This is a genomic window from Mesorhizobium sp. P2_A12, assembly GCF_056405075.1.
The window spans coordinates 1-12,872 of record NZ_JBFUCU010000006.1; the positions used below are offsets into that span (position 1 = coordinate 1).

The 12,872-nt window shown below is 56.2% G+C and carries 9 protein-coding genes and 1 pseudogene; 5 read left to right on the forward strand and 5 right to left on the reverse strand.

Features of this window, described 5'->3' with window-relative positions; translation table 11 throughout:
• From AC1DZU_RS15690 to AC1DZU_RS15710, 5 genes and pseudogenes are all read left to right on the forward strand, one after another.
• Positions 1-1,431, forward strand: a 1,431-nt coding sequence (locus AC1DZU_RS15690; protein ID WP_477286094.1) for a calcium-binding protein, incomplete at its 5' end; no start/stop codon positions are given.
• Between the two features lie 148 nt (positions 1,432-1,579).
• Positions 1,580-1,690 (forward strand): annotated as a pseudogene (locus tag AC1DZU_RS15695) (3-oxoacyl-[acyl-carrier-protein] reductase); the annotation flags it as partial.
• A gap of 206 nt (positions 1,691-1,896) precedes the next feature.
• Positions 1,897-4,173 carry a beta strand repeat-containing protein gene (locus AC1DZU_RS15700; protein ID WP_477286096.1) on the forward strand — a complete coding sequence of 759 codons (2,277 nt, stop codon included), beginning with the start codon at positions 1,897-1,899 and terminating at the stop codon, positions 4,171-4,173.
• A 310-nt stretch (positions 4,174-4,483) separates the two neighbouring features.
• A complete protein-coding gene (locus AC1DZU_RS15705; RefSeq protein ID WP_477286098.1) occupies positions 4,484-4,978 on the forward strand; it encodes a GIY-YIG nuclease family protein in 495 nt (164 codons plus the stop codon).
• Positions 4,979-5,289: 311 nt separating this feature from the next.
• Positions 5,290-5,853 (forward strand): hypothetical protein, encoded by a 564-nt coding sequence (locus AC1DZU_RS15710; protein ID WP_477286100.1) that lies wholly within the window; start codon positions 5,290-5,292, stop codon positions 5,851-5,853.
• Positions 5,854-6,710: 857 nt separating this feature from the next.
• On the opposite strand, the gene AC1DZU_RS15715 is transcribed toward AC1DZU_RS15710, so the two are convergent.
• The 5 genes from AC1DZU_RS15715 to AC1DZU_RS15735 all read right to left on the reverse strand — a co-directional run bounded on the left by AC1DZU_RS15715 (position 6,711) and on the right by AC1DZU_RS15735 (position 12,802).
• On the reverse strand, positions 6,711-7,355 hold the full coding sequence (locus AC1DZU_RS15715; protein WP_477286102.1) for a hypothetical protein: 645 nt from the start codon (positions 7,353-7,355) through the stop codon (positions 6,711-6,713).
• The gene (locus AC1DZU_RS15720; protein WP_477286104.1) at positions 7,352-8,521 is read right to left on the reverse strand and encodes a hypothetical protein; all 1,170 of its coding nucleotides are present in this window, start codon (positions 8,519-8,521) and stop codon (positions 7,352-7,354) included. Before AC1DZU_RS15720 ends, AC1DZU_RS15715 begins: the two co-directional genes overlap by 4 nt.
• A 210-nt stretch (positions 8,522-8,731) precedes the next feature.
• Complete coding sequence (locus tag AC1DZU_RS15725; RefSeq protein ID WP_477286106.1) at positions 8,732-11,296, reverse strand: ATP-binding domain-containing protein; 2,565 nt, start codon at positions 11,294-11,296, stop codon at positions 8,732-8,734.
• Positions 11,297-11,679: 383 nt separating this feature from the next.
• The gene (locus tag AC1DZU_RS15730) at positions 11,680-12,168 is read right to left on the reverse strand and encodes a hypothetical protein (protein WP_477286108.1); all 489 of its coding nucleotides are present in this window, start codon (positions 12,166-12,168) and stop codon (positions 11,680-11,682) included.
• A gap of 214 nt (positions 12,169-12,382) precedes the next feature.
• Positions 12,383-12,802, reverse strand: coding sequence for a hypothetical protein (locus AC1DZU_RS15735; protein WP_477286110.1), 420 nt, complete (start codon positions 12,800-12,802; stop codon positions 12,383-12,385).
• Positions 12,803-12,872 lie beyond the last annotated feature (70 nt).

Sequence of the window (12,872 nt, forward strand, 5' to 3'; positions counted from 1 at the left end):
GTCGACGAGAGCACCGCCGGCGCCAACGGCACCGATGTCGTCAATGGCTATGTCTCGATCAACCTTGGCGATGGCAACCACTTCAAGGGCAATATCGAGAACGTCGCGCTGCGCAGTGCTGCCTCGATCAACGCCACAGGCAATAGCCTCGCAAACATCATCACCGGCAACAGTGGCAACAACATCATCAACGGAATGGGCGGCGCCGATACGATGAGTGGCAGCACCGGCAACGACACCTACTATGTCGACAATACCGGCGATCACGTGATCGAGGCCAGTGGTCAGGGCACTGACACGGTCAACAGCGCGATTTCCTTCGATCTCTCAGGCCAGGACCTGGAAAACCTGACGCTGACTGGATCGGCGAATATCGACGGCACCGGCAACTCCCTTGCCAACATCATCACTGGCAACAATGGTGTAAATACACTTTTGGGCCTCGGCGGCAACGACATCTTCAGAGGAGGCCTCGGTCATGATGTTATGGATGGCGGAGATGGTCTCGATACGGCCGACTACAGCAACCAGATCGCTGCTGTTGCTGTAAGTCTAACCAAGTCCGTTGACGCTCAAGTCACGATCGGCGGGATCGCGGAAGATACTATTCGCAACATCGAGAATGTCACCGGCGGCAGTGGTGGCGACACATTGACCGGCGATGGTTTCGTGAACGTTCTCATCGGTGGAGGCGGCAACGATACAATAAGCGGCAGGGACGGGAACGACACGCTCATTGGGGGAGACGGGAATGACATCATCAACGGCAACTCAGGCGACGACAGGCTGATTGGTGGACGTGGAAATGACACTATCAATGGCAATTCCGGCCTTGACACGGTCGACTACAGTACCGACGTCAACAGCGGCGCCATACATGGTATCCTCGTCAATCTCTGGGGAGTCGGCTCGCAATTGGGGTTGGCAGCCGATACCGCAACGGATTCGTTTGGGAATACGGATACCGTAGCCACTATCCGCAATGTCACCGGTACGCAGTTTGCGGATCAGATATATGGCGGCGAGCATGACAACACCCTGACTGCCGGCGCGGGCAACGACATCCTCGACGGCCACCTGGGCAACGATACACTGATCGGCGGAACTGGCAGCGACATTTTCCATTTCCATACAGCGCTCGACGCCTTGACCAATGTCGATACCATCACCGACTTCTCGGTCGCCAACGACACCATCCAGGTCGACAATGCGATCTTTGCAGCGCTTGGCGGCAACGGCACTCTGACGGCCGACCAGTTCGTCAAGAACACCACCGGCCTTGCCGGTGATGGCAACGATCACATCATCTACGAGACCGACACCGGCTGGCTCACCTATGACAGCAACGGCAGTGCTGCTGGCGGTGCCATCCACTTCGCCACGATTGCCGCAAACCTGGCACTCACCAACGCCGATTTCGTCGTGGTGTAGGGAAGCAACGAAAACAGCCCGCCACATGGGGCCCGCCACATCAGGACTGTGTGCGGGCTCCCCAGCGGTGGTTGTGCGGTTGCCAGCTCCAGGGGAAGCGCCGCGCCTCACGCTTTCATTGAAGAAATCTGGTGGGCGATGACGGCTTAACCCGTTCCTGTTCCTCGCCTCCGACGATGCCAGCTACATCGCCGGCACGACCATTGTCGTCGACGGCGGTCAGCTGCTGCCCGAGGGCAACGACTTCCGGCTCCTGCCGCGTGATCGTTTGCGCCCTGCGGCGCTCCGAAGCCGTAAAGCTTCCTCGAAAAACTTCGCGGCTGTCCAACAATACTGTTGAACTCGAATTGCGAGGCACTTCGCCGGCATTGAACAAGGTGCCCCTACGTTCTTTGCATGAGATGACTCTAATGCAACCTTCGGATACAGTTGCCCTTGGGGAATACCATACAGCGGGAGGACCAAATGGCAGTCATCAATGGAACCGTCGGCAACGATATCAATCCCGACATTCAAGACCTGATCGGCAACGACACAATCAACGCATTGGCCGGTGACGACTACATTCGCATGGCGATTGGCGGCAATGACCAGGTGAATGGAGGGGACGGCATCGATGTCGTTTTCTACGAGACTTACTCAAACGGCCTGACAATCAACATGCAGACTGGTGTCGTCACCGACGGCCTCGGCAACACCGATACGCTCAACAGTGTCGAAGCGGTGAACGCCAGCCGCTTCGCAGACAACATCACGATGCGAAATGACGGCTTTTGGGTGTTTGCCCGGGCAGGCAACGACATCATCCATCTGGGATCAAACGGCGGCACGGTATTCGCGGGAAGCGGCACCGATACCATCATTGGCGGCGCCGGCGAAGATATGGTTTCCTACAGGGACGGCGGCCTTGACTATGGAGTTGACGTCGACGGCGGCGGCATCATCACACATGGTGCCACGATCAATTTGGCGACCGGCGTTGTAACTGACGGCTGGGGCTTCACGGATACGCTGACCGGCATCGAGGATGCCGAAGGCACCCAGTTCGCCGACACCATCACCGGCACAACCGGCAGCAACTATCTCGCGGGTGACGACGGCGCCGATACTATCAATGGCGGCGTGTCGGCGACCGTGGACGATTTCGATTTCTTGAGCGGCGGCAACGGCAACGACACCTTGACGGCGGTTGCCGCCACCGTGTCGGGGGACCAGGGCAATGACAGGATCATTGCACAGACCTCCGGAAACACGGACATCGACTACGTCGAACTCCTCTATGCCGGCGCGACGACTGCCATTGTGGCCAACCTCACGGCACAGGCTCGCGCTGGCCTTGCGGCCGGATCGAATGCCATCGGTTTTGCCATCGCAGATGGGCAAGGTGGTGTCGATCGCGTATCCGGCATTCATGCCATCGACGACACCGCCTTTGGCGACACGTTCATCGTCGATGCCTCCTATACCAACACATTCGGCGGCTACATGGATTTCTATCTCGGCGCCGGGAACGATGTCGTAAGGTTCCTGGCCGGCACGGAGGGAGGCCGGGTCAACTACAACGGAGCTGGCGGCGCGGTTCTGGTCGACCTGCAAGGCGGCTTTGCCCACGACATGGACGAGAGCAACCTCTTCATCGGCTACGACACGTTGGTAGGCGTGAACAACGCGCGTGGAACCGCGTTCAACGACGGGCTTTATGGCAACGCGGCTGACAATCAGTTGCGTGGCCGTGGCGGCAACGATGTTCTGATGGGCCACGACGGCAACGACACGCTCTGGGGCGATGAGCGTGATGGTTCAAGCGACCTGAGTTACGGCAATGACTCAATTTACGGCGAAGGCGGAAACGACACGTTGAATGGCGGCCGGGGAGCCGATCTTCTGGATGGTGGCACAGGCGCGGACATCATGCGTGGAGGCGGCGAAAACGACACCTACTATGTCGACAATGCCGGCGATCAGGTCATCGAGGTCAATGGCCAGGGCACCGACAATGTCCAGACCTATGTCAGCTTCAACCTCTCCGGTCAGGAGCTGGAGAACCTTGCGCTGCGCAGCGGGGCTTCCATCAATGGCACCGGCAATTCGATCGCCAACATCATCACCGGCAATTCGGGCAACAACGTCATCGATGGCCTCGGCGGCGGCGACACGATGAGCGGCAGCACCGGCAACGACACCTACTATGTCGACAATGCCGGTGATAAGGTGATCGAGCTCAACGGCCAGGGCACCGACAACGTGCAGGCCTATGTCAGCTTCAATCTTTCCGGTCAGGAACTGGAGAACCTGGCGCTGCGAAGCACCGGCAACATCAACGGCACCGGCAATTCGATCGCCAATGTCATCACCGGCAATTCGGGCGCGAATGTCATCAACGGGCTGCTCGGTAACGACACGCTGTCCGGCAGCACCGGCAACGATACCTTTGTCTTCACCACGGCGCTCAATGCCTCGACCAATGTCGACCGCATCACCGACTTCTCGGTCGCCGAGGACACCATCCAGGTCGACAACGCCATTTTCGCGGCGCTTGGCGGAAACGGCACGCTGACGGCCGACCAGTTCATCAAGAACACCACCGGCCTTGCCGGCGACGGCACCGATCACATCATCTACGAGACCGACACCGGCTGGCTCTATTATGACAGCAATGGCAGTGCCGCTGGCGGCTCCACCCATTTCGCCACGCTGGCCGCCAATCTGGCGCTGACCAACGCCGATTTGGTCGTGGTGTGAGGAGGCAACGCCAGACGGGGCCCGCCACGTCAGGACTGTGTGACGGGCTCCCGGCGCCAGCGACGGCTATGCGGTTGCTGGCTCCAGGGGAGTGATGGCGCCACAGGGCCTTTTGATTCAAGAAATCTGGTGGGCGATGACGGGCTCGAACCGCCGACATCTTCGGTGTAAACGGTGGGCTCCCCACTGAAACCCTTGGAAATCCGGGAAAAGAGCACTTCGCAATATGCCGTTTTAGGCATGTTGTTCTGCCTGTGTTCGACTTTTCAGGTTCATTGAACCGAAGAGCACTTCGTAAATGGGGTTAGATATGAGCCGATATTTTAAACAGCGGATGACTGAAATTAGGTCAACGCCCAACCTAATCAAATCGACCAAATCAGCAGTTTTCGATCCGAAGGCTAAGGAGTGGCGGCCAGCCTCGCCGGAGCCGGTTGCTGGCACTCGGCGCGGGTACATCTACTTTGCAATGTGCGGCAAACTCGTGAAGATCGGCTTCGCCACAAATGTTTATGACCGGATCGCCGCGTTCAACAGCGGGAACGTTAAAAAGCTATCCGTTCAAGAGGCGTTCCACTCCTATTTCGAAGCCAAAAAAATGGTCCACGACCGCTTTGCCAAGGACCGGGTTCGGGGCGAATGGTTCAGGCTGACATGGGAGCTTGAGGAACTTTGGCATGACATTTGGGATTTCCAGGGCGGCCGGTCATGGGGCAGCACGGGCAGAGAGCATCTCGACAACATGCCAGATGTATTCTTCGAGCTTGACGATGTAGCTCATCTGCTATCGAACATCCGCTCGTGACCCGTGTCCCGCATTTTGTCGATTTCCGCCCTTCGCAAGCAAGTCACCCAGATCATTCAGACTGCAAGACAGCGGACATGGCGTCCGATTCGGCCGCATCATTGGGTAATCGAGGCTCGGGAATTCGGATCAACAAAGACGGAAGAGATTGCCTGAATGTTGCGACGAGGCGTCTCGACGAAATCGTGCGGGCCCAGCATGCGGAAAGAAGCTGCATGGTAAATCCGCCGTACGAACTTTTGCCTTCAGAAGGACCACAACGGGATTAAGATCGACCGGGCGACTGTAATCATTCGCGAGGTGACGATCGGGTGCCCCGCAGGAAGAACCACTCACCCGAAGAGGAACATACGCATCTCGCCATCAAAGTGGAGCACTGCGAGGCGAGCGTCGAAACTCGTATCGAACCTGGTATATATCAGCCTCAATATGCTTGGGATTTGGATGATGACGCCCCTCTTTATCGGATTACAACCCAACTGACATTCGCCGGCGTGGCGACGTATCCGGAAGGACGGGCGGGCGAAGTCTATGAGTTGACGATCTATGGATCGCATTCGGATTCGCGGCGCATCAAGGCAACCGTCAAGGATGTGCAGGCGCGCGACGAACGTGGCTCGCTAAAGTTTCGTTCATTCCGCGGCAGGCAGATCCCTATCTACAATCCCCCTTCAGGCATGGGACTCATCGAGAAGATACGGGGCGAGCTGCGCTGGACAGCGTGGCTTCGGGTGTCACCGCTTTTTGCAAGCGACGCGCTCGCCTTGGTGAATAGCGGACAATCACTCTTCCTGGCGATAGACGAACGCCGGGCTAAGCGCGTGCGCTGGATCCAGGGATTAAGCTTACAAACGACCGACCCAGCCGAAGAATAGCACAAGCGCACGAACTCAGCATGGGCTAAGCTGGATTAGTGTGAAATGGGTATTTCACACTTAGGGAACCCTCTGGCAGGGCTACGACCCGCGCTCTCTGCCAGTCAATCCCTCGAAAGACTGGATCTATGCCTTGTTGCTTTCTGCTACGACCGGCTTTCCCAGCAGGGTGATCAAACGCCGCTGTCGCGCACATCATTCCTTGCCAAGTGAAGCGCGTCCGCCACCTGCTCTAACTCTGAAATCTTGAAGTGGCGACGGCCCGCTCCTCTGTGACAAACAACGTGAGGCTCACTGCTGGATCTCGGGTCCGCCTTCGCACCGCATAGCCCATGGGCAAGGCAATTTCGGACATCGGCAAGCATCTGGATCTTACTTCGGGTCCGCTGACACGCCTCTGGCTCAACTTCGCGCCAGTGGACCCATATTGATCCCTCAGACAGCTGACGATCTGGCTCGATTGCCGTGATACGCGCGCGGACTTCTTCTTCCAGCTATCCCCAATGCAGGAGCACATATGCGACTGCGGCCATCAAATCGCGCATATTGGGTGTGGGCGTCAGATCGTCAGCCATATTTGTCGCTCGACGTGCGTTGCCCCATCAGCGAGAGACCGCAAATTGGCGCGGCGACCAGGACTTTACGGACTTGGCATCGGTGCTTTGTCACAGCGCGATTTTCCTTCATCGATTTCCACAGCACGACAGTCGCGGCAATCCACGCGGCGGGATGCGGCAACATCGAGAGGAAGTACCAGCCGACAGGTTGCCCTCGTAAGAGGTAGAGAGCAAAATGTCTATTCCCAGATAACAACGGTCTGACGCACCTATTTCCCCCTCGGATCTCATGTTGGTTATTTAAATTCCCGAGTAGCTCACCATTCGGCCGTCCTGGTCGAGATCGATGAAGGCCCGCTTTCCGCGCCGGCCAACAGCCATGAAGATAAGGCGGTCCGGGTGGGCCTCCAGAAAGCGCAATGATTGGCCATTGGCATCATAGTGAGTGATGTCGTCTCCGTCGGTTTCCCGAAAGCCGTTTTCCTTCAGGAATCGCTCGTTGAATTTGGCAACGGCAATCGCTTTCAGCCGCTTCGGTCGCTGAAAAACCCCAGCCACGACACCGATCCCCGCGATGATCGCGGTCACCACGAATCCGCCGAGCAGCGCAAGAGGGAGGGGACTGTCAGCATTGCCATCACTGGCGAAAGCGAGGACCCCGAACATCAAGAGGGTGGCGGCACAAAAGCCCGCCACAATCAAAAGGAGACTTCCAAGAACGGTCAGGAAGATCGTTCCGAAAATCCCTCGATCATGTCCTCGAACGAGACCCCGTCCACCGATGAACGGGCAAAAAACCGCTGCTAAGAGGAGCACGATCAATTCGACGTTTTTCTTTGTTTTTTTGTAGATGTCCCTGCCGAACGCGAATCCGAAACCCGCGACAGCTGTCCCGCCAATCCCCGCCGCTACCAACGCCAGTCTTGAACGCCCGCTCGAACTCATGCCCCCACCCCCTTGCGGTTAACTAAGTTGAATGAGGTTCGGACCAAGGAGAACACGAACCACAGCGCGCCAACGAACCAACCTAATGCGGCAATCAAAATCGATACGACCCAATAGACCAGTTCCCCGAGCTTGATCGCACTTTTGCCCAGCACTCTCACCACTGCAGAGGTTTTCTCGCCCATACGCTTCGACAAGGATCGGAACCGGGAAAGGTCGTCGGCATCGTCGGCATATTCCAGCGCTCGAAATGTCGCCTTTATCCCTCCGGTCGACGCTATTCCGGTTGCAGAACTAGCAAGTAGACCGACCTCCCCGACCACCTCTTTGCGAACCGCGCCGCTAAAGGCAGCTTTTGCAGCTGTCATGTCGACTGGCATCATTTCTGAGATCAGTTTTCGGAATCCCGAGAAGTCGCCCTTTGCGACGCGATGCCAGTCGATTTCGCTGAATGCCGCGCGAACTGCCGCAACCGAAGGAGTCTTAAATGAAGGCAGTGAGGTCCGAGAAAGTCCTCGTTTCAAGCCTTCCAGGTCGACCAGCCGAGCCGATATAACACTGAGGCGTCTGATCAAGGCTTCCGACAGCTTCCCGGCTTTGTTGGCGTTTTTCAGCAGCGAAAACCCCATGTCTATCGCCCCGGTACCCGGAGCATTCGTCGCCAGACCGACCAGAGATAGGCCAAGAGTAAGTTTGTCATAGCCCTCTCCTCCGATCAGATGATTGCCTTGAATGACTGCATCGCGCACATCGCCGACATAGGAGTAATCGGCCGCCAGCGCCCCTCCGATAGAGGCTGGAGTCGTCACCTGCCCGGTAATCGCGCCGTCCAGGAAATCCTTGATGTTCCGCAGCCCGAATTCAAAGTGGCTTTCGCGTGTCCGCTCAACCAGATCCGCCGGCAATTCGCGTCCGTTTTCACGGGCGAGCTCCACAAGGCTTTGCGCTTCAGAAATGTCGCCTTCGTTGAGCGCCTGCTCGATGGATACCTCATAATCGTCAGTCGAAAGACGGCGCAGCCGATACTGTGAGATCGCGAACGGATCCCAAAACCTGAATGCCAGTTCCAGGACGGCAAATTGGTTTGAGGAGAAGAAGGCAACAAGTGTTGCAATCAGCACTACCCCACCGATTGCCCGTCGACCCAGACGAACGATACGGAACATGCCCTTCGCCCCCGCGCCAGAGTTATCTTTTCGAACATCTCAACACCCCCGTCGCGGAGACCGCTAGAACCCCTCAGTGTGAAACTGGAATTTCACACTGAGAGTCCCTCCCCGATTGACACGAGTATGGCCCTGTTCGGAGCGTCGGCTGTCAATGAGGGAGTGCGAATAGCCAACGAGCTGTCATGGCTCTGGGGTCAGCTGCGTCCACTATGCTACGCGGTCGACTGCATCACTTACTAGCTCTTGGGTTCGAAGTACGAGATGTCCATCATCCACCAATCCGGCGACCATCGACGAACCGATGGCCTCATAGTCGCAACCCATCAGGAGCGCATGACGCGGACGGCTAACCGCGACGTACAGCGAATTCCTACCGACCGCGTCAGAGCCGTCGTATGCCGCCAAGTTCGGGATCACAACCACGTCGAATTCAAGCCCCTTTGCTTCCACCGGGGTCGTGAAATGAGTGTGAAACCGCATCGTCAGCTTCGAATGATCTGAGATCATCGGATTTCGGAAGTTCGCGTCGAGATCGCCGTGCATCAACGCGAACCAGCGATCAACATCCTGGTCGTCTGCACAAATGACAGCCACGCTAGCGGTCTCCGGAAGGGCGACGATGCGATCGATCGCCATCCGCGCGAACTCCACAGGATTCTCATACACATCCAAAGGAGCACTGCAGGCGCCGACCATCTGACCACCATCCGCCTCAGTCAGCGAACGGAAACAGGCTGACAGCGCGGCAAGTGGACCGGTCTGGCGCATGTTGCGGTCCAAAAGAACGGATGCGTGACGCATTGCTATTTGAGGGAACGCCCGCTGCACCTCTGCAAGACCGTCGCGATGAAGCCGTTGACTGGCGTCTCCAGAGACTGTGACGAGCCAGTACTTTGGCAAAGCTTTGTAGCCCATCAGGAGGACCTGCAACTCGCTAAAATCTTGGTACTCATCGATAAAGACGCCAACGCGCTCTGCAAATGTGCGCAGGTATGGGATGGCCCTAATGTCACGTTCGAATTGATCGCATGACAGTGCGTTCAGACACAGCGCGCAGATAACATCGTCATCTGTGACCAAGTTCTGACTAAGGCGGACGACTATTGGTTCAACGACGTCCTTCGCCGAGATGCCTACACTCAAGGCAAGTTCCTCGATCCGTGTGCGGTACGCAGGCTCGGTAAATATGCGGACATACAGCTCTTGCGGATTGAGAAGCCTGAACAGCCGCTGTTGAACGCTTTCGATTGCTTCGCGGAGAATTCGCCGCTCACTCAGCTCAAGGCCGCTCGATTCATTTTCCCCAACGCGAATTCGGCGATCGATCTCGATCGCCACTTTGCGCAAAACGAACGTCCGCACGTCGAGGTCGGGCGCTACCTCCAAGCTTCTGACCAAGCTCTGAAGCCGAAACCTCAGTTGGCCCTTGCCCCAGATATCCGTAACCAGTTGCTCCCAGCGCCGGTCCGATATTTTTTCAGCTCCGGGGATCGCGGGCTTTACGAGAGGAGCCGCGGCTATCTCTCTCATACCGTCTGCGACGTACGCTGCCGCCACGATATCTAGTATCTTCAGCCAGCGCACCGACTTCTGCTCCGGGTGGCAGGGTTCCGAAGACTTCTTGAACGGGCGACTGTTGAATACGCGACGATGGGTGCGCTCGGCGTTCAGGAATTCGGCGAAATCCTGGATCTTCATGGCTCCGATGTCCAAGCTCTCAGCCGTCTGCTTGAGATACGAGACCAGACTCGGGCTCAGCACGAAGCCAACCATGCCGCTGGCGTCGAAGTCAGCGAAGTCCCGCTCGTGCAACCCGTACTCAAGCAGATTCTCGAGCGATCTGAAGTTCGCGAAAAACTTCAACCGACCGAGGGCGACGGACGTCTTGCCACTCCCTGCTATGCCATGAACAATCTGAAGACCTCTTACCGTTTGAATACCGGCTTCTTGGTTGGCTGTTGTTTGTGTGAAGAACTGGCTGCCGAGCGAAACCTCCGCATCGTCACCAAAAAAGGCGTCTCGGCGGATATGCCAGAAAGGATCTGCTGGAGGATCGTCGGGCACTTCGTCCGAAGGCAACAGATCCAACTCCAGCGTTGGCTGGGCATGAACGACCTCATCTTCTGAATGGTCACCAACCGACAAAGATTCATCGAATTCGGTTGAAGGACCGCCAGCGGCAGGCTCGCCTCCGACCTCCTCGGAATCTGGCGTTCGGGCAGGACCCGGCAACGAGCGGACAAAGTTCCCAAGATTGAACACCTCCTCGTCCGTAAGGCCCTCGCCAACCCTAAACAGGAGCCTCTTCGCGTCTGGATTTTCGCGAAGAAGATTGCTCATGCCGGTGATGTCGACAATTCCGGTAACGAGGATCGAGCGCTCTCCCTTCGGGACGCGAACCGAGATCTCATCTCCGATAGAACAAGACGCTATCTGGCTTCCGACAGGCGAATTGCGAGCTACAAGGCGGATTGGTCTGTCCGGGAAACCGGCATTGGCTTGTGAAACCCGATAGTAAGTAGCGCCAGCGTAGTCCCCGTTTTCATCGTACTCGTCTGCGAACACGACACGTCCATACCCCCGCTTCGCGACTTCCTCAAACGCCTTTGTCAAGCCATCGCTGATATTCACCAGCTCCACCTGCTCAATATTCCGGATGACTTCGGGCCGCGCGGACCGATAACCTTCACGTATTTTTTGTGACAAGCGTGCGCTGAGTTCACCAAGAATGTCGAACTCATCTTTCGCCCGTTCAATTGTCTGCTGGCGCACCTAAAACCCTCCTACTTCGAATCGCCCTTTGACTAGCCTACCAAATCTTTACTGCAGAGAAGCTGCTAACTCGCTGCCAAGCCGGGAGCCCGGAAATCACACATGGCAAACCACCAATCTATTGCTCCTTGGCTCGCCCGCTCTGACGAACTGCTCGGAAATACAATATGAAAAAGCCGGACGACAAAACCTGTCACCTTTCGATCAAGGTGAATCCGTTCCTAAGGAAGCGATGGGAAATCTGGGCGCTGATAGTTCCTCACAATCTCACGTAAAGCAGCGGGACCTATCACCTCCACCTTGCGCCCCACATATACTGACGCGTTGAAGGTCGCGACCAGTACTGACTGTAGGCAAGAACCTCCCGACCTACCCATTTCGAACTACCTTAACGCTGCTCCGATCAGAGCCCCGAAAAAGGCGAGAAAGGCTACGGCGATATGGACCCACCACTTATTTGCCTTATGCTCGTCAATCGCGCGCTCATGTAAGCTTATCGCTACGTTGATCAAAGCCGTCAGCTCACTCGGCTCAAGTGGTCGACGACTGATGTAAATACGCTCCTCGTCGCCCATGTCCTTGAACTGTTGACGCGTGATCTCGCAACCGTTGCGCGTGTCATAGCTCTTGGGATTTTGGCGCCTCCAAACTAATGATGCTCTTTGGTCTTCAGCCGAAATTCTAAAAAATTCGGGATGCTCTGACATCAGGCTACCCCACTTTTCCGCGTGATCGCGGTTGTTCGCAATGCGCTCCGACCATTCCGGAAAACTGAGCTTGTAATGTCTGTATATACCCAAAGCTGTTATGGCGCCGATGACGTCCGCCAAACGACCTGGATGCCGATACGGATTCTTCTCGAAAAATCGCATTTCAAAGGTAACCTTCCGATTTCAATTTCATGGCTCGTTTCCGGACACTGTCCGCCGTCCAACTCTTGCCATCTACCGTTTTTACTTCTTGCCGGTTCAGCGTCTCTGAGATGCGTTCCCAGAGGCCTCTAACTCTCGGAGTGCACATAAGCAGCATAACCAATCTCTCGTCGGAATCAGGTCCTCGGGTTCTCCAATAGCTTTCCCTGTATCGTCAGGCGGCGAAATGCTCTCTTGGGCTGAATTCCTTTCCGTCCATAACAATACTATCGGCCGGAAGCTCCTCGAATGGTATATTTCTTTCAGAAATGCAATCTGTTAGGTATTTGTTCCTTCTCCATCCGTATTGATGCCTGGTGTCTATGATAACCAATGTCGCTCGTTTAATATAGCATAGCTTTTCTGCTGACTTTAATTCGGCCTGTATAACTATGTTTGAGCCATCAGCCCTTTGATCAAGGTAGACGAACTCACCCACCAAAGAGCCTTTGTGATCTCGAACATAGCGGCGAATTACGTCGCGTTGGTATCGGATAGTTTTGCTCGCTTTCGCCGCATCATCCACTTCTGTCAGAAGCGAGTTAAAGCCGGCCCAAAAAACCGGCCGCGTCCAATAAAAGCCGACATAATTCATGCGCGACCCTCCCGGAAAAGTCCGACAAAAAAGTGGTTCCTTCCAAAATGTCGTATCATCTGCTCAACAT

Coding starts and splice junctions, on each gene's coding strand:
- AC1DZU_RS15720 (WP_477286104.1), bottom strand. CDS start 8,521: ATGTTCCGTATCGTTCGTCTGGGTCGACGGGCAATCGGTGGGGTAGTG.
- AC1DZU_RS15705 (WP_477286098.1), top strand. CDS start 4,484: ATGAGCCGATATTTTAAACAGCGGATGACTGAAATTAGGTCAACGCCC.
- AC1DZU_RS15735 (WP_477286110.1), bottom strand. CDS start 12,802: ATGAATTATGTCGGCTTTTATTGGACGCGGCCGGTTTTTTGGGCCGGC.
- AC1DZU_RS15715 (WP_477286102.1), bottom strand. CDS start 7,355: ATGAGTTCGAGCGGGCGTTCAAGACTGGCGTTGGTAGCGGCGGGGATT.
- AC1DZU_RS15730 (WP_477286108.1), bottom strand. CDS start 12,168: ATGCGATTTTTCGAGAAGAATCCGTATCGGCATCCAGGTCGTTTGGCG.
- AC1DZU_RS15700 (WP_477286096.1), top strand. CDS start 1,897: ATGGCAGTCATCAATGGAACCGTCGGCAACGATATCAATCCCGACATT.